This window comes from Streptomyces sp. WM6386 (assembly GCF_000972385.1).
Classification (GTDB): Bacteria; Actinomycetota; Actinomycetes; order Streptomycetales; family Streptomycetaceae; genus Streptomyces.
Genome location: NZ_JXTE01000024.1, coordinates 48,119 through 66,261, shown reverse-complemented (window position 1 = coordinate 66,261; position 18,143 = coordinate 48,119). Strand labels below are relative to the sequence as shown.

General features: G+C 71.0%; 10 protein-coding genes. 5 read left to right on the top strand and 5 right to left on the bottom strand.

All coding sequences use genetic code 11. The annotated features are described in order from the left end of the window. Position 1 precedes the first annotated feature (1 nt). From TN53_RS17355 to TN53_RS17340, 4 genes are all read right to left on the bottom strand, one after another. A complete protein-coding gene (locus TN53_RS17355) occupies positions 2-1,378 on the bottom strand; it encodes an ABC transporter substrate-binding protein (protein WP_046259414.1) in 1,377 nt (458 codons plus the stop codon). Between the two features lie 164 nt (positions 1,379-1,542). Next, the gene (locus TN53_RS17350; protein ID WP_052745219.1) at positions 1,543-2,181 is read right to left on the bottom strand and encodes a hypothetical protein; all 639 of its coding nucleotides are present in this window, start codon (positions 2,179-2,181) and stop codon (positions 1,543-1,545) included. Beyond that, positions 2,178-6,404, bottom strand: a complete 4,227-nt coding sequence (locus TN53_RS17345; protein WP_046259413.1) for an NEW3 domain-containing protein — start codon at positions 6,402-6,404, stop codon at positions 2,178-2,180. The genes TN53_RS17350 and TN53_RS17345 overlap by 4 nt, the downstream gene beginning before the upstream one ends. A gap of 109 nt (positions 6,405-6,513) precedes the next feature. Next, the gene (locus TN53_RS17340) at positions 6,514-7,395 is read right to left on the bottom strand and encodes a MurR/RpiR family transcriptional regulator (protein WP_046259412.1); all 882 of its coding nucleotides are present in this window, start codon (positions 7,393-7,395) and stop codon (positions 6,514-6,516) included. A 198-nt stretch (positions 7,396-7,593) separates the two neighbouring features. On the opposite strand from TN53_RS17340, the gene TN53_RS17335 reads away from it, so the two are divergent. Beyond that, a complete protein-coding gene (locus TN53_RS17335; RefSeq protein ID WP_046259411.1) occupies positions 7,594-8,358 on the top strand; it encodes a sugar isomerase domain-containing protein in 765 nt (254 codons plus the stop codon). Positions 8,359-8,447: 89 nt separating this feature from the next. On the opposite strand, the gene TN53_RS17330 is transcribed toward TN53_RS17335, so the two are convergent. Next, positions 8,448-11,468 (bottom strand): beta-N-acetylglucosaminidase domain-containing protein, encoded by a 3,021-nt coding sequence (locus TN53_RS17330; RefSeq protein WP_095046543.1) that lies wholly within the window; start codon positions 11,466-11,468, stop codon positions 8,448-8,450. Between the two features lie 133 nt (positions 11,469-11,601). Between TN53_RS17330 and TN53_RS17325 the strand changes: the two genes are divergently transcribed. From TN53_RS17325 to TN53_RS17310, 4 genes are all read left to right on the top strand, one after another. Further along, positions 11,602-12,798: an MFS transporter gene (locus TN53_RS17325; RefSeq protein ID WP_199924592.1), complete on the top strand. Its 1,197-nt coding sequence runs from the start codon at positions 11,602-11,604 to the stop codon at positions 12,796-12,798. Positions 12,799-12,812: 14 nt separating this feature from the next. Then, on the top strand, positions 12,813-14,576 hold the full coding sequence (locus TN53_RS17320) for a glycoside hydrolase family 35 protein (RefSeq protein ID WP_046259409.1): 1,764 nt from the start codon (positions 12,813-12,815) through the stop codon (positions 14,574-14,576). Next, positions 14,576-16,903, top strand: a complete 2,328-nt coding sequence (locus TN53_RS17315; protein WP_046259408.1) for a beta-galactosidase — start codon at positions 14,576-14,578, stop codon at positions 16,901-16,903. The genes TN53_RS17320 and TN53_RS17315 overlap by 1 nt, the downstream gene beginning before the upstream one ends. Before the next feature lie 113 nt (positions 16,904-17,016). Continuing rightward, positions 17,017-18,078, top strand: a complete 1,062-nt coding sequence (locus tag TN53_RS17310) for a LacI family DNA-binding transcriptional regulator (protein ID WP_046259407.1) — start codon at positions 17,017-17,019, stop codon at positions 18,076-18,078. The last annotated feature ends 65 nt before the right edge of the window (positions 18,079-18,143 follow it).

Here is an 18,143-nt window from a genome sequence, read left to right as displayed (position 1 = left end):
GTCAGCCCGCCTGCTTCAGCAGCTCGTTGGCCTTCTCCTGGGCGTCCTTGACGGCGTCGGCCGCGCTCTTCTTGCCCTGCATGGCCAACTGCACCTGGGAGACCATCGCGTTCTGCACGGCCGGGGAGAGGTTGGTCTGGTTGGTGCTGGCCGTCTTGAGCTGGTCGGCGACGAGCTTGCGGGCCTGGGAGAACGGGTCGCTGCCGGTGGCGTTCTGGAAGAACGGGTCGCTCAGCGACTCGGTGGTGGTCGGGAAGATCACCACGGCCGGGTCCTTGCACCAGGCCGTCTGGTTCTCGGCGTTGGTGAGGAACTCCGCGAACGACAGTGCCGTGGGTGCGTGCTTGCTGGTCGCGGCGACCGAGATGTACTGCGGGGCGCCGGCGGAGGCGCGGCCGAGCGCGTCGTAGGGCTGCTGGCCGACGGCCGTCTTGTCGTACACCGACGGGCTGTTCTGCTTCACGAACCGCACGAAGCTCGGGTTCGTCGAACCGTAGGCCACCTTGCCCTGGCTGTAGAGCGTGGACGGGTCGTTGCTGGAGGACAGCGAGTCCTTCGGCATCGCGCCCTCCTTGTACAGCTTCGCCATCCACTCCACCCACTGGGTGGTGCGCGGGTCGTCGGCGAAGACGGCCGACTTGCCGTCGTCGGAGAGGACCTTGATGCCCATCTGGTCGAAGTCGGCGGGGATGCGCCAGATGGGGTTGGCCATCGTCGCGTAGAACTTGCCGTCGGAGGCCTTGGCGACCTTCTCGTAGTCGGCGAACAGCCCGAAGAGGCTCGTCGGCGGCTTCGCCGGGTCGACGCCGGCCTTCTTCAGCAGGTCCTTGTTGTACGTCAGGACGACCCCGCCGGTGTACCAGGGCAGCACGGTGTGGATCGACTTGCCCGAGGCGTCCTTGAAGGTGCCGGACTTCCAGAACGACGGGACGAAGGGCTTGGCCGCGTCGGGGTCCTTGGTGCCGACGTCCAGCAGATAGCCGGCCTTGGTGAGGGCCGTGGCCGTCGGCGCGTTGACGTTGATGACGTCCGCCAGTGTGCAGGCCTGGGCGTCGGCGACCGTGCGGCTGGTGAAGGTGTTGTCGCCGGGGTCGTCGATCCACTTGACCTTGGCGCCGGGGTGGGCCTTCTCGAAGTCGGCGATCACTCCGTTGAAGAAGTCCCCGAAGTCTTTCTTCAGATTCGTCGTCTGGAAGGTGATCGTGCCGTTGACGTCCCCGGTCAGCTTGCTCGACCCGACGTTGGCCTTGTCGACCTTGCAGCCGCCGGCCGTGGCGTCCCCGTCGTCCGAGCCGCCGCCCGACAGGCCGCAGCCGGCGGCGGTCAGCGACAGAACGGCGAGACAGGTCAAGGTGCGGGTCAGTCTCTTTGCACGCATGTGATGGGCCCTCCTGCGACCGGGCGAGTCAGGGATGTGGCTGGTTCAATCAACCAACTTCGACTCCGATTGATGAAAAGGTGGACCAGAATTCATCGGAGGTCAATGGTTTGCCGTGTTGCTTTTCGGTTCCGTGGTGGTTCCGTGCGGGGTCAACGACCCGATCAGTGCCGGTGCTCGTGGTCCGGGTGCGAGGGGTCGCCGGGGTGCTCGTACCCCGGTGCGTACACGACGTCGGCCCGTGCTCGGTCCAGCCAGTCGAAGAAGGCGCGGCGGCCTGCGGCGCGGCGTAGTTCGTGCGTGATGCCCTCGCGGACCTCGCTGTAAGGGAGGAGGTCGGAGGTCTCGTGGAAGGGATCGGCGCCACGTTTCAGCGCGGCGGGGGTGAGGAAGCGGTCGCGGTTGCGGTCGTAGTAGTCGTACGCCGCCTCCTCGGGGACCTGCTGCTCGCGTTCCAGTTGTTCGAGGAGGGTGCGGGCTGCCTGGGAGTGGGCCAGGGCGACCGCGACGATGCTGCCCAGCTCCGCAGGGGAGGCCGTGATGGGTTGTTTGTCGGGTGCGACGCCGTTGTGGCTGGTCGCGCAGTTCCCCGCGCCCCTCAGGCCGCGCTTCGCGCAGGCCTGTCGGGCCAATTCGTCGACCACCACGACTTGCGTGGCCCACCGGCGCCGTTGCCGTTCGGCCCTGGCCAACGCCTCTGGTCTCGTTTCCCGGTCGCGGGCCGGGACGGCCTTCAGAAGGATGTCCACGCGGTCCTTGGGGACTGCCCTGCCGAGTACCTGAGCCGCGTATTCCTCCGTCACGGCTTCACCTCCAGCTCCACGGCCTCCGTGTACGCCACGCAGCCGTGCCAACCCACCTTCGCCATGAGCCAGTACGAACCCGGCGGCACCGCCGAGCCGTCCACCTCGATCACGCACTCGGCCTCCGCTCCGCCGGCCACGGTGAAGCCCTGGACGCCAGGCCCGACCCCGGGCCATGTGCCCCAGGAGGACACCGCCCAGAGGGTGCCGCTGACGGGGCCCCGGGTGGTGTTGCGCAGGGTGACGGGGACGCGGGCGCGCTCGCCTCGTCGCACGACGACTCGGTCAACTCCCAGAGCGGATACGAGGGTTGGACCTGTGTGCCCGTCCGGCACGTCCAGCGCCACCACGTCCTCGTACGTCTGCCCGCCGTACGACAGCCGCGCGGCCAGCCAGTGCCGGCCGGGTTCGGGCTCGGGCGGCGGTGACACTGTGACCTCGGTGAGGCTGAAGCCCCCGGGGCCGAGCGTGTACGGCAGTTCGGTGGGCTCGGTGGACCAGCCGGGAGGCACCTCGAAGGTCACCGTGCCCGACACCGGCGCGTCGGTCAGCTCCGAGCCGATCCGGACGGTCGCCGTGACGGGGCCGGAGACGGTGAGCGTGGTGGGGGAGACGTACACGGCGACCGGCATGTTGCCGCGTGGGGCGGGACCGGAGTTGTGGAGCCAGTAGCGGGTGTGGACGGGCTGGGCGGGCTCGGCGGCGGCGACTCCGGGGCCCGGCGCTGTCTCCAGGGCGCCTGCGGGCGTGGCGAGGACGGTCGCCACCTCGAAGCCGGCCAGATCGACCCGCAGCGTCCCGTCCGTGCCCGGCGTGAGCGGCTTTCCGGGCGCCTCCAGTACGTTTGCCCGGGCGCCCTCCGTCCACCCGCGAGGCCGCGACAGACGCGCCCGCACCGGACGGCCGTTCACCTCGTGCATGCGGACGACGACACCGCTGCCCGGATCCGGATGTGCCGTGCCGCCCCGGGCGAGCGGGGAGCCGGCCGGCTTGAGGGCGTCGAGCAACACCTCGCCCGCGGGCTCCAGTTGGAGCAGGGAGCTGTTCCGGGGCAGGAGCGCGTCCGTGGGCCGGGTCCGCAGCCGCGCGGTGAGCGGACGGTTGAACTCGTGGCCGCGCTTGGGCAGTTGCCCCTCCCGCCAGTCGCCCTCGCCCGCGACGACGGCGTACTCGAAGGTGTGCGACCAGCGCTGGAGCTGGAAGGCGGACCCGTCGGGGGCTGTTCGGCGCGGCGGGTCGACCCAGATGCCGGAGGGCCAGCCGGTGCAGGACCGCATGAGGGACATGTGGAGGTCGCCGGACGAGGTGACCACACAGCCGGGCGTGCCCCGGTTCAGGACCGAGAAGCTCCGGCCGTCCCAGGCGTCGCCGGGCGGCAGGGCCTCGCCGCTGCCCGCGGCGGTGGCCGTGACGGTGAAGTCGTCCAGGTCGGCGATGAGGGCGTCGACCGCCTTGGCGTCATCCTCACCGCCCGCCACGACGAGCAGCGGCAGCCGCTCAAGATCCCGCAGATCGGCTCCCGGCACCCACTCCTCCCGCAGCGAGGCGCGCGGCGCGACCCACACGGCCGCCACATCCCCCTCGGCGAGCTGCCGCCGGAGTTCGCGTCCGGCCGCCGGGTCCCAGCCGAGGGCCTCGGCGACCACGGAGTTACGGTCGGGACCGCCGACGGCGATCCGGATGTCGGGCAGGTTGGAGTCGACCTCCAGGTCGCCGTAACGGGGCCCGCCCGCGATGGTCGAGGTCGCGGTGACCCCCGCGCGGACGAGGGCGGCGGCGAGCTCGGCGCCCAGCTCACCGGCCACGTCCCAGTCGGAGTAGATCAGTTCGGCGACCCCGATCGAGCGGTGCCCGAGGAGCGCGCCGGTGTCGTCGTGCACGGCGACCCGCGCGGTCGACCCCAGCCCGAACCAGGTGTTGGCCGGGTTGTCCAGCGTCCACGGGAACTGCTCGCTGTCCACCTCCACGAACCCGAACCCGCGCCCGATCACCGCGTCCGCCACCTCGTGCACCGGCAGCCCGCCGCGCACGTCGGACGGCCAGCGCACCCGGATGAGCCGGTCGGCGCCGTCGTACCCGTCGACGGTCGTGGAGACGTCCAGACGGTCGACGCCCTTCCAGAGGGTCAGCCGCTGCGTGTAGGTGAAGAGGCCGAGGTCGGCGCGGACCGTGATGCGCTGTCCGGCGGGGGAGTGCTCGACACCGATGTCGGCCCTGACATCCCTGCCGCGAGCGGCAGTCGTCCCGGTCGGCGTGAGGTGCCAGGGCCCCTCGCCGAAGCGCGGGTGTCTGGAGTACTCCTCCTGCACGACGAGCTCGTTGCCGATGTCGCCGGCGCGCAGCAGTTCCCGGGCCCCTTCCTGAAGGGCTCGCAGACTGCTGACGCCGCCGCCGCGCGCAGGGTCGACGGTCAGCTCGTAGAACTCGTTGCGGATCGTGGCCCCTTCGGCCGGCGTCCACTCGGAGACGGTGCCCTCGGCGAGCGGGACGGCCTTGAGGCCCAGTCCGGGCACGTCCGGTACGACGACGCTCAGCCGGCCGTCCTCCTCGCGCACGGCGGGCAGGGGAAGCCCGGTGCTCTCGTCGACCGGCAGGAGCCCCTCGTCCCGGACGCTCAGCACGTCCCCCCGCGTCCAGGTCGCGGAGTTGAAGACCACCAGATCGGGGCCGTCGCCCGGCAGCGGGAGAACCCGGTCCGCGAGGGCCTGCGTGGCGTCGGCGTGGACGGTCTCGGCGAGGTCGTACAACTCCCGCCAGCCGGTGAGGAGATCGATGTAGACCTGGTCCGACTCCGAACCGGTGATGGCGTCGTGATGGGCGCCGTAGACGAGCTGCCGCCACGCCTTGTCGAGCGCCGCGTCCGGATAGGGATGCCCGGCGGTGAGGGAGGCGAGTGTCGCCCAGGCCTCCGCGTCGGCGAGGAGGCTCTCGCCGTACCGCTGGGCCTGCTTGGTGTCGATGTAGGAGACGTCCTTGCCGGTGTAGACCGGGTTCATGTCCCGGGTCTGCGGGGAGGCCTTGCGGCCCTCCGCCGCCAACTCCGCCCGGACGGCGGCGAAGAAGTCCCGGGGTATCGCGCTGATGAACCGCGGCCAGACGTAACGGGCGTTCCAGTCGCGGTGGATGCCCATCACCCAGCGGCACGGCGGCGCGTAGTCCCCGCCGACGGGCAGCAGGACGTTGCGCGTGAGCGCGACCTTCTTCAGACCCTTGAACAGCTTGAACGCGGCCTGTTCGGCCTCGGGCAGGGTGGGCGCGTTGTCGATCGCCCAGCCCGCGCCGTAGTGGTTGACCATGTACGCGGTGAGGATGCCGCGCCCCGAGGGGGCGATCCAGTCGAACTCGGCCGGGAACTGCATCCGTTGGGGATCCCTGGGCTCCTCGCCGAACACGGAGAGCGTCGGCCCCCACTGGTGGAACGGCCCGCGCGCCCAGGAGCTGGAGGTGACCCCGGCGTCCGCCATCAGCCCGGGGAACTGCGGATCGTGACCGAACGCGTCCAGCTGCCAGGCGGTCTCGGGCGACGCCCCCATGATCCCGCGCTGGTATCCGTCGCCGTACAGAGCGTTGCGTACGGTGGCCTCGGCGCCGGTGAGGTTGGTGTTGGGCTCGTTGTAGGTGCCGCCCATGATCTCGACGCGGCCGGTGCGGATCAGCTGGCGCAGGAAGGCGCGCTCCTCCGGGAAGGCGTCCCAGTACGGCTTGAGGTAGTCGACCTCAGCGAGCACGAAGGTGTAGGCCGGGTCGCGGCGCGCGAGGTCGCAGTGGGCGCGCACCAGGCTCATCCCGGACTGGCCGCGCGAGTCGAAGGTGCGGGCCGGCAGGCCCGAGGTGGCCGGGTCGTCGGCGACGTCCCAGGTCTCGGTGTAGGCGGCCTGGGTGTTCCACCAGACGGGGTCGTAGTGGAAGTGGCTGACCATGAACATGGTCCAGCCGGGCTCGGCGGCCGTGAACGGGGCGGTGTGCCGGTCGCTGAGCGCATCGTCGACGGCGACGACCGTGATCTCGTCGCCCTCGCCGGTCACGGGTATCTCGGCGCGTGCGGTGCCGTCGTCGGCGGTGGTGACCAGCGTCTCTTTGACACTGCGGAGACCGCCCGGGCCCTCGGCCGTGAGGCGGACCGTGCGGCCGGGGACGTGGCTGATCTCGGCGACCACCACCTGGTACGGCTGCTCGACGGTTCCGACGAAAAGCTCGGTCGACTCGACAGAGGTGACGCGCATGGGTCTCCTACGAGGATGCTCGGCGGAGCACCATCCTGGCACCGTAGGGATGGTTCAAACAACCATCTACGCGTGTTCTCGGTGAATCATCTATGCAATGCCACTGCCGTCAGCGGGTGCGCCGACCCTTCGCCGAGTGCTGCGGCACGATGTGGTCGGTCAGCGCCAGGGAGGCGCTCGCGCGCTGGTAGGAGAGCTGCGCGACCCGGACGTAGAGGCAGTCGAGCAGCACCAGGACGGAGTGCCGACCGCCGATACCGGTGAGGAAGTTGGTCTCCGAGGCGGACGAGACGAGCCGGATGTCGGCGGCCTTGGCGAGCGGTGAGCGCGGGTCGGAGGTGATCGCCACCGTGGTCGCGCCGCGCTCCTTGGCCAGCTCGAACGGCTCGATGGTCTCCCGCGTGGCCCCCGAGTGCGAGATGCCCACGGCGACGTCCGCCGGGGTGAGCAGGGCCGCGGACGTGACCGCGCCGTGCACCTCGGTCCAGCCGCGCACCGAGCAGCCGATACGGAACAGCCGGGTCTCGGTCTCCAGCGCCACCGCCCCGCTGCCCCCGGTGCCGTAGAGGTCGATACGGCGGGCCCGGGCCGTGGCCTGGGCGGCGCGCTCGATCGCGTCGAGGTCGATCCGGTCGATGGTCTGCTGAACGGCCCGCAGGTCGGCGTTGCCCACGACCTGTACGACCCGCTCCAGGCTGTCGTCCGGGGAGATGTCCGGGCCGATCTCGGCGGTGCCCCAGTCGGAGACCTCGCCGCGGCCGTGCTCCTTGGCCAGCTCGATCAGCAGATGCTGATAGGAGTCCAGGCCGATGGCCCGGCAGAAGCGGGTCACCGTGGCCTGCGAGGTGCCGGTGCGGCGGCCCAGCTCGGCGGCCGAGCAGTGGGTGACGGCGGCCGGATCCTCCAGGATCAGCTCGCCGACCTTGCGCAGGGAGCCGGCCAGCCGGGGCAGCTCGGTGCGGATCAGTGTCGTGACGTCCGTCGGAGGCATGAGAAGAAGGTACCAGCCACCGTTCAGGCCACCTGTTGAATACCAGGACCGGATTCACGGGTGAGGGAGGGGCGAGGGAGGGGTGAGGTCGGGACCGTTGTGCGGGTCGATTGAATGCAGTGGCCATCCTATGGTTTATTGATTCATCGATGGAGATGTATAGGGTGGTTCAATCCATCAGTGGGGAGTGAGTGCCGCGTGTCCGTCGAGTCCGTCAGCGCCCAGGGCTTCGCGCAGCAGAGCCTGGCCGTCCTTCAGCAGATCACCGAGTCCGCCCGCGCCGACGTGGCCCGCGCCGCGGAACTGATCGCCGACTGTGTGCGCGCCGACGGCGTCATCCAGGCCTTCGGCACCGGCCACTCCCAGGCCATGGTCCTCGAAGTCGCGGGCCGCGCGGGCGGGTTGGTGCCCACGAACCGGCTGAGCATCGCCGACCTCGTCCTGTACGGCGGTGACGCCCCGTCCGTCCTCGACGACCCGCTCCTGGAGCGGCAGCCGGGCGTGGCAGCGCGGCTGTACGACCTCGCGGCCCCCCGGCCCCAGGACCTCTTCGTGATCATCTCCAACTCCGGCGTGAACACCGTCATCGTCGAGATGGCCCTCCAGGCCAAGCAGCAGGGCCACAAGCTGCTGGCCATCACCTCCCTCGCCCACACCCGCGCGGTCCCCGCCGGCCACCCCAGCGGCAAGAAGCTCGCCGACCTCGCCGACGTGGTCCTCGACAACGCGGCCCCGCGCGGGGACGCGCTGCTGGAGTTGCCGGGCGGGGGTGCGGTGTGTGCGTTGTCGACGCTTACCGGGGTGATGCTGGTGCAGATGGCTGTCGCCGAGGCGTCTGCCGTGCTGCTTGCCGCGGGGGAGCGGCCGCCGGTGTATGTCTCCGCCAATGTGCCTGGCGGCTTTGAGGGGAATCTGGAGCTGGAGAAGAAGTACGCGGGGCGGGTTCGGCGTACGGCTAGTTAGGCGTTCGGGGGTTCTGGGGTATCGCGGGGAGCTGCGGGCCGGTGGCCGGTCGCGCAGTTCCCCGCGCCCCTGGGTGGGGAAGCCGGCTGTTACTTCATCGGTACCGGTGTCAGGGCTACGGCCAGCGGATATGCGCCCGTCGTCAGCGGTGTCCCCGGCGTCCCGGTCGCCGTGTCGATCGGCACCAGCTTGTTTCCGTCGGCCGTCGTGACGTACGCCGTGCTGCCGCTCCAGTCCAGGCCCACGTCGAAGGCCGACCTGCCGACCGTGACCTTCGTGCCCGGGGCGCCGGTCACCGTGTCGACGGGTGTGACGTAGTCCCCGGTGCTGGGGCTCACCCACAGTGTCCGGCCGTCCGGAGACAGGCCGAGTCCGTACGCCTGGCCGGTTACCAGGAGGGTCGGCTCGGTGTCGTTCGTCGCCGTGTCGATCGGGGTCACCGTCGAGCCGCCGGAGTTGGACACGTAGACCGTTCTGCCGTCGGGTGCGGCGACGACATTGAAGGGGCGGGGACCGACGGGGATGGCGGTCTCGGCCTTCTTCTCCGTGAGGTCGACCGGGGTGACCGTGTTGTCGTGGATGTTGGCCACGTACAGAGTCGTGCCGTCCGGGGTGATCGCCATGTTCTCGGGACCGTCGCCCACCATGACCGGCGTACCCGCCACCAGGGTCGTGGTGTTCACCGGCTGGACCGTCCCGTCCGTGTAGTTGGCCACCCACAGCGTCCCACCGTCCGGCGTGAGCGCGAGCCCGGCGGGAACGCGGCCCACGGCGACCGTGCCGGTGACCGAGCCGCTCGCCACGTCGATGACGCTGACGGTGTTCGAGCCCTGGTTGGCGGCGTAGGCGGTGCGGCCGTCGGCGCTCACGACGACCTCGCCGGGGTTGTCGCCGACCGCGATGTTCTTGGACGTGCCGGAGGCCAGGTCGATCGAACTGACCGACGCGCCACTGAAGTTGGCGGTCAGCGCCGTCAACGAACCGGTCTTCTCGGTGACCTGGACCGGGATCGCCCGGTCGAGGACGCCCGTACCCGACACCACGACCGAGTGGACGCCCTCGGTGACCCCGGTCAGCGTGACGGTGGCCGAAACGCTGCCCCCGGCCGGGACTGTCACGGTGCCCCCGGTCGGTGAGGCGGTGACGCCGTCCGGAACGTCCAGTCTCCAGGTGACCGTGCGGGCCTCCTTGTCCGAGAAGTCGAGCGTCACCGTCTCGGTGGCGCCCGGCTTCAGGGAGAGCGAGCGCGGGGAGAAGGCGGCGTCGACGCCCGGGTCGGGGGCGGTCTCCAGCATCGTCGTATAGAGGAACTGGTCCATCACACCCGGCGAGACCTGCTCCGGCATGGCATCCAACTCCTTGCGCGTGTCGCGCAGTTCGGCCCAGTACCTCGACACCGCCTCCGCGTCGCCCCGCTTGTTGGCGAGCAGCAGATCCACGGCTGTGCGCCCCGCGCTCCCGTACCGGCCGAGCTTGTCCAGCCACGCGGACGTCTCGTCGAGGAACCCCGGGTTGTCGAGCCGGGCGCGCAACTCGGCGGGTGTGGCGGCCATGTCGGTGAAGTACGAGCGCAGCGCGGCGGCGGCCCGGTCGAGGCCGCGGTCCTGCTCGTACGCCGTGCGGAAGTCGGCGATGAGCTCGGTCAGGGTGGGGGACTCGGTCGCGTCGAGCTGGGAGGAGTAGTTGTTCTCGGCGAAGATCCGCAGCCATGTGGCGGCGCCCGGACCCGCGAGGTCGCGGACCGAGGCGAGGAAGGCGGCCCGGGGATCGTAGGAGTCCGGGTTCCAGAGGTAGGCGGCCGAGGTGAACAGCGCGAGCCTGCTCGCCTCGCCCTGGACCATCGGGTTGGCGGTGACGCCGGTCGCCGCCTTGGCCACGCCGGCCTCCCGTCCCGTGTACGGGCCGAGGAGGAGGCGGCTGGTGACGTAGTCGTTGACCGGATAGTTGTCCCAGATCAGGATCGGGTGGCCGAACACCTCACGGGCCTGGGCGACCTGCGCGGCGGTGATGGCCGGCGCGATCACTCCCACGCCGGTCCACTCGACGACCACGGACGGGTCCAGCTTCTCGCGCAGGGCCGTCTTGTAGGGGGAGTCGGCGAGGTCGGAGTACTCGGTGGGGACCATCTCCAGGGGGTCGAGGCCGGTGTGGCCGGCCGAGAAGGACTTCCACGCCTTGTTGAGGAGATGCGCCTGGGCCGCGCCCGCCGCTCCTCCGCCCGTGCCGAACTCCCGCTCGTCGGCGGCGCAGTTCCACCTGGTGTAGCTGATGTCGTCCAGCGGGACCGCGAAGGACCGCACACCGATCGCGTACAGCGAGTCGAACTTGCGGGTGAGGGCCGCGATGTCGGAGTCGGACGAATAGCAGACCGACAGGCCGGGGGAGAGGGCGTAGGTGAAGCGGACGTGGTTGGCGGTGGCGCGGTCGACCAGTTCCTTGAGCCGGGCCAGTTCCGCGGACGGGTACTCGTCCCGCCACCGGTCGCGCAGATAGGGGTCGTCCTTGGGGGAGTAGACGTACACGTTCTGCTTGGTGCGGCCGTAGAAGTCGAGCTGGCTCAGGCGCTCGGCATGCGTCCAGGGAGTGCCGTAGAAGCCCTCGATGACTCCGCGCAGTGCGGTGGTGGGCCAGTCGCGGATCCTGGTCCCGGGCAACTTGCCCGAGGTGCCCAGGAGTTGGCGCAGGGTCTGGGCGGCGTAGAAGGTGCCGGTCGCGTCGGATCCGGAGAGGGCGAGAAGGGTACGGCCGTCCCGGCGCCCGGACGCCAGGGTGTAACCGCCGGAAGGGAGGCCGGCCGGGGACCGGGCGCCCAGTCGTTTCAGTGCGGCGGCGGTGCCGGGGCCATCGAGATAGACGGTGAAGGCGGCCGACGCGGGCGGCTTGTCGACCGTCACGATCCGGTCGGCGCCGGCCTCGCGCAGGGCGGACTCGACGACCTTGCGGGCCGAGGCGTCCGTGTCCGGGCCGACGACCTCCACGACCCGGTCGGGGACCGTGAACCGGTCGGGGCCGGTCTGCATGCTCCGGGGTTTCGGCCAGACCTCGGGGGTGTGGTGCCGGGGTGCGGCCGACGCCGGTGACAGGGAGGGGGTGGTGAGACCGGCGGCCATCAGCAGCACGGCGGCCACCCCCGCCGATCTCCTGGAGAGTCTCGAACGCAAGGTGAATTCATCCACCGGCAGAGTCTATTGATGTTGGTTGAATCATTCAATGGTGTCGTTGTCGGCAATCTTGACGGGCTGGATGTTACCGGTAACATTTCCTGTCGTGCTCCGAGAAACCCGTGTAGTCGAAGCCCCGGTGTTCAGCCCGGCCGCCGTCGTCGCCTCGTGCGTCGGCTTCGTTCTGATCGGTGCGCTCCAGGCTCTCTACGGGCCCGCCATCCCCGCCTTCCGTGAGGAGTTCGGGCTGTCCCCGTCGGCCGCCGGGCTGGGGCTGAGCGCGCACTTCGTGGGTGGGGTGGCCGGGGTGCTGCTCTTCGACCGGTGGTTCGGGCGGATCGGCAACCGGCGGATCCTCGGCGCCTCGTATCTCCTGATGGCCGCCGGTGCGGCGGGCTTCGCGCTCGCCCCCGACTGGCCGCTCGCACTCACCGCCGCCCTGCTGGCCGGGCTCGGCTTCGGCGGTATCGACTACGGGCTCAACCAGCTGTTCGCCGTCGGCTTCGGGCATCGATCGGCGGCGATGCTGAACATCCTCAACGCCCACTTCGGCATCGGCGCGATCCTGGGACCGGCCGTGATCGGCGCGGTCGGCGCCGAGCGCTACCCGGCCGTCTTCCTCGCCTTCGCGCTGGTCGACCTGCCGCTGCTGTGGTGTCTGAAGGGCGTACGGGACAAGGCGCCGCAGCCGTCCGACACGGTCCCCGACTCCGGTCGCGTCCTCGGCCGCAGCCTCGGCTCGGTGCTCGCCGTGTTCGTCGCGCTGTACGTCCTGCACGTCGGCATCGAGGCCGGCGTCGGCGGCTGGGAGCCCACCCACCTGGAGACCGTCGGCTACGGCGCCGGGATCGCCGCCACCGCCACCTCCGTGTACTGGCTGATGATGACGGTGGGCCGGTTCCTGGTCGCGCCGCTCGCGCTGCGCTTCTCGGCGCAGACGATCATCACGGTCTCGTGCGCCGGAATGACGGTCTGTCTCCTTCTCGCGTCCATCAGCGAGTTGGCGCCCTACGCCTATGCCGGCGTCGGTCTGTTCATCGCGCCGATCTTCCCCACCGGACTGCCCTGGCTCCACCAGGCCGCCCCACAGGCCCGGCGGGCCGGAGCCCTGGTCATCGCGGCCTCGATGGCCGGCGGTGTGGTGGCCGGACCGGCACTCGGCAAGGTCATCGAGTGGTCCGACATCAAGGCCGTACCCCTGCTGCTCGGAGGAGTTTCGGCGCTGTGCCTGGCCGCGACCCTCTGGCTGATCCGCAGTACTCCATCCCGCTCGCATTGAAGGGGAACACCCGCATGCCCGCACTGACGACGACGTCCGACGGTTTCCTGCTGCACGGCAAGCCCTTCCGCATCCTCTCCGGCGCCATGCACTACTTCCGCGTCCACCCCGACCAGTGGGCCGACCGGCTGCGCAAGGCCCGGCTGATGGGCCTCAACACCGTCGAGACCTATGTGCCGTGGAACTTCCACCAGCCCGATCCGGAGGGCGAGCTGGTCCTGGACGGCCTCCTCGACCTGCCCCGCTATCTGAGCCTCGCCAAGGACGAGGGGCTGCACGTCCTGCTCCGGCCCGGACCGTTCATCTGCGCCGAGTGGGACGGCGGCGGTCTGCCCGGCTGGCTCACCTCGGACCCGGACATCCGGCTGCGCAGCTCAGACCCCCGCTTCACCGGCGCCGTCGACCGCTACCTCGACCTGCTGCTGCCCCCGCTGCTGCCCCACATGGCCGAGGCGGGCGGTCCCGTCATCGCCGTCCAGGTGGAGAACGAGTACGGCGCCTACGGCGACGACGGCGCCTACCTGAAACACCTCGAACAGGCCTTCCGGAACAGGGGCGTCGAGGAGTTCCTCTTCACCTGCGACCAGGCCGACCCCGAGCACCTGGCCGCCGGCAGCCTCCCCGGCGTCCTGGCCGCCGGCACCTTCGGCGGCAGGATCGACGCCGCGCTGGACCAGTACCGTGCGCACCGGCCCGAAGACCCGCTGATGTGCGCGGAGTTCTGGATCGGCTGGTTCGACCACTGGGGCGGGCCGCACCACACCCGGGACGCGGCCGACGCCGCCGCCGACCTGGACCGGCTGCTCTCCGCGGGCGCCTCCGTCAACATCTACATGTTCCACGGCGGCACCAACTTCGGCTTCAGCAACGGCGCCAACCACAAGCACGCCTACGAACCCACCGTCACCTCCTACGACTACGACGCCCCGCTCACCGAGTCCGGCGACCCCGGCCCCAAGTACCACGCCTTCCGCGAGGTCATCGCCCGCCACGCACCCGTCCCCGACGAACCTGTCCCGGCCCCCGGCGCCAAACTCCCGCCCACGACAGTCGAGTTGACCCATCGCGCCGCACTGGTCCCGCACGCCGGCACCCTCGCCGCCCCGCTGCGCACCGAAGACCCCGCGATGATGGACGAGTTGGGCCTCAGCTCCGGATACGCGCTCTACCGGACCACCGTCCCCACGGCCGGCCAAGGCCTGCTGCACTTCGCGGGCGGCGTCGGCGACCGCGCCCAGGTCTTCCTGGACGGCGCCCCCGTCGGCGTACTCGAACGCCGCCACCACGACGAGGCCCTGGCCGTCCTCGTGCCCCGCGCCGGCGCCACGCTGGACGTGCTCGTGGAGAACATGGGCGGCGTCAACTACGGCCCCCGCATCGGCGCCCCCAAGGGTCTGCTCGGTCCGGTCTCCTTCAACGGCACCGTACTGCGCGCCTGGGACAACCACCCGCTGCCCCTGACCGACCTCACGGCCGTGCCCTTCACCCCGTCGGACGCCACGTCGGACGCCGTACCCGCCTTCCACCGCGGCGCCTTCGAGGTGGCGGAACCGGCCGACGCCTTCCTCGCCCTGCCCGGCTGGACCAAGGGCCAGGCCTGGGTCAACGGCTTCCACCTCGGCCGCTACTGGAACCGCGGTCCCCAGCACACCCTGTACGTGCCCGCCCCGGTCCTGCGCCCCGGCACCAACGAACTGGTCCTGTTCGAACTGCACGCCACCACCGGCACGACCGCCCATCTCACCGACACCCCCGACCTCGGCCCGGAGAATTTCTGATGCCGCACCGTCTGCGCGTTCCCGCGCCCTCCGGGCCGCCGCTCACCGGGCATCTCCCGTTCGCCGACGCGCCGGGCGTGCCCGACCCCATCGGGGTCACCAGCCGCTACCTCACCCGCGGTGGCCGTCCCTGGTTCCCGGTCTCCGGGGAGTTCCACTACACCCGCTACCCGGCCGGGGAGTGGGAGGAGGAACTCCTCAAGATGAAGGCCGGCGGTGTCACCGTCGTCGCCAGCTACGTCATCTGGATCCACCACGAGGAGATCGAGGGCCGCGTCCGCTTCGACGGCGACCGCGACCTGCGCCGCTTCGCCGAACTCTGCGCCCGCCACGGCCTGGACTTCATCCCCCGTATCGGCCCCTGGGTGCACGCCGAGGTCCGGGGCGGCGGCCTGCCGGACTGGGTGTCGGCCCGCGACTGCGTGCCGCGTACCGACGACCCGGTCTATCTGGAGGCGGTGGGCGCTTGGTTCGAGGCCGTCGCCGAGCAGCTGCGGGGCCTTGACCGGGCGAACGGCGGCCCGATCGTCGCCGTCCAGATCGAGAACGAGCTCTACGACCAGCCCGGCCACCTGCTCACCCTCAAGAACATGGCCCAGAAGGCCGGCATGAGCGCCCCGCTGTGGACGTCGACCGCCTGGGGCGGTGTCCAGCTCCCGCCCGACGAACTGCTTCCGCTGTACGGCGGCTACACCGAGACCTTCTGGACCGAGGCCGACGGCGGCTGGCCCGACACCTGCCGCAAGCACTTCTTCTTCACCCACCAGCGTGACGACGAGGGCATCGGATCCGACCTGCGCCCGGTGCACGTCCGAGGCGGTGCCCCGGACGCCAGTGCGTACCGATTCCCCTGGGCCACCTGCGAGTTGGGCGGCGGCATGGCCGTCTCCTATCACCGGCGACCGCGCGTGGACGCCGCCGACATCGCCGCGCTCGGGCTCACCAAGATCGGGTGCGGCTCGGTGTGGCAGGGGTACTACATGTTCCACGGCGGCACGAATCCCGCGGGCGAACTGACCTCCCTCCAGGAGTCCCACGCCTCCGGCTACCCGAACGACCTGCCCGTCCTGACGTACGACTTCCAGGCACCGCTCGGCGAGTACGGGCAGTACCGGGCCGCGTACGACGAACTCCGGCTCCAGCACCTGCTGTTGGCCGACTTCGGGCATCTCGTCGCGCCGATGGAGTCGGTGCTGCCCCCGACGCGGCCGCGAGGGCAGGACGACCGGGACACCTTGCGCTGGGCGGTGCGCGGTGACGGCGGTTCGGGATTCCTGTTCGTCAACAACCACCAGCCCCACGAGCCGTTGCCGGACCATCCGGGGACGTCCTTCACGGTGGAGTTCCCCGAGGGAGGTTCGGTGAGCCTCCCGAGCGCTCCCGTGACCGTCCCGTCGGGGGCCACCTTCTGCTGGCCGCTGCGGCTCGACGTGGCCGGGCTGCGCGTGGAGTGGGCGACGGCGCAACCGGTGTGCACGGTCCAGGACGGCGGTCGTACCGTGCTGGTGCTCGCCGCGGTGGCGGGGATCGCACCCGAACTCGCCCTGGACGAGGGCACGGTGGGCTCGCTGAGCGCGCCGTCCGGGGAGGTCGCGTACACCGCCGGCCGGGTACTGGTCACCGGGCTGCGGCCCGGTACCGATGCCCTGGTCGAGGTGGAGACGGCGGCCGGCGACCGTGTCGGGCTGCTGGTGCTGGACGCGGCCACGGCACGGACCGCCTACCGGGGGGAGGCGTGGGGTGCCGAGCGGCTGGTGCTGGCCGACGGCGGTGTGGTCTTCGACCGGGGTGAGGTACGGCTGCACAGCGCCGTGGAGCGGCCTTCGTTCGCCGTGTTCCCCGCGCCGCCCGGCCGGGAGGGAAGGCCGGACGGGGTGTTCACCCGGTACACCCTGCCGGCGGACGGCACCGGTGCGGGGGAGGCGTCGGTCACGCTCCTCAGACCCGCCGGTCCCGCGCCCGAGCCCGCCACCGGGGTGCAGGGGCGGGCCAGTGCGCCCATCGACAAGTACTTCGACAAGTCGGCCGCCGAGTACCGGGTCGACCTGCCGCAGGAGGTGCCGCCGGGGACGCTGCTGCGTATCCACTGGACCGGGGACGTGGGGCGCGCGTACGTGGGGGACACCCTTGTCGCCGACCAGTTCTTCTCCGGGCGGGTGTGGGACATCGGGCTGGACCGAATTCCGGCGGGGCCGCTGCGGCTGCGGGTGCTTCCTGGCTTCGAGGGCGCCGACGTGTACGTTCCGCCGGAGGCCGGGGACGGCTGGGGGAGGGCGGACATCGAGCGGGTGGAGCTGGTGACTGTTCGCCGTAGGGCCGTGGGATGACGTGTCGGCCGCGGGTGCGTGGGGGCTGGTCGCGCAGTTCCCCGCACCCCTTCGGTGCGTAGGCCGGCCGTATGCTGAAGCCGTTCCGGCAGCCTACCGAGGAAGCGCCTCCGATGAGCTCCAGCGCCGCTCCCGCCCCCAAGGGGCGCAGTCGACGCAACTTCGCGGGTGCGCGGCCGGTGATGGACGACGTGGCACGCCTTGCCGGGGTGTCCAAGCAGACCGTTTCGCGGGTGCTGAACGACAACCCGGCCGTCCGGCCCGAGACGCGTGAGGCCGTGCAGGCCGCCATGCGGAGCCTCGGCTACCGGCCCAGCCGCAGTGCGCGGTCGTTGGCCAGCGGGCGGACGCGGATGCTCGGGGTCATCTCGTTCGACGCGGCGAGGTACGGGCCCGCCAACATCCTCACCGCCATCAACACGGCCGCCCAGGAGGCGGGGTATCTGCTCAGTTCCATCGCCCTCGACGACACCGCCGACCACGACACGGTCACCGAGGCCGTGGACCGGCTGTCGGCCGAGGGGGCGGACGGGGTCATCGCCATCGCGCCGCAGCACCGCGTGGGGCGGGCGCTGGCCGACGCCGGGCTCGACACACCGTTGGTGGTGATGGAGAACGAGGTCAGGGGCAGCACTCCGCTCGCCACCGCCGACTCCTGGGCCGGCGCCCGCAAGGCCGTCGAGCATCTGCTGCGCCTCGGGCACGACACCGTGTGGCACATCGCCGGGCCGACCGGCTGGACCTCCGCCGACCAGCGCATCGGGAGCTGGCGGGAGACCCTGACGGCGGCCGGCGCCGAGATCCCCGAGCTCCTCGTCGGCGACTGGAGCTCGGACTCCGGGTACGAGACGGGGCGGCTGCTGGCCCGGCGCCCGGACGTCACCGCGATCTTCGCGTCCAACGACCAGATGGCCCTGGGCCTGCTGCACGCCCTCCACGAGGCGGGGCGCCGGGTCCCCGACGATGTGAGCGTCGTCGGCTACGACGACATCCCCGAGGCGGCTCATCTGCTGCCGCCGCTCACCACCGTGCGCACCGACTTCGCCGAGATCGGCACCCGTGCGCTACGGCTCCTGCTGGACCGCATCGACGGGCGCGCCGAGGAGCGGACCGAGCCGGTCATCCCCGTCGAGCTGATCGTCCGCCGCAGCAGCGGGCGGCCTCCGCGCGGCTGACAGGCCGCACTCCCATTTCCTCGGTCTTGGACCTTGGTCGTTCTGTGACTGGCATATGAAAATGA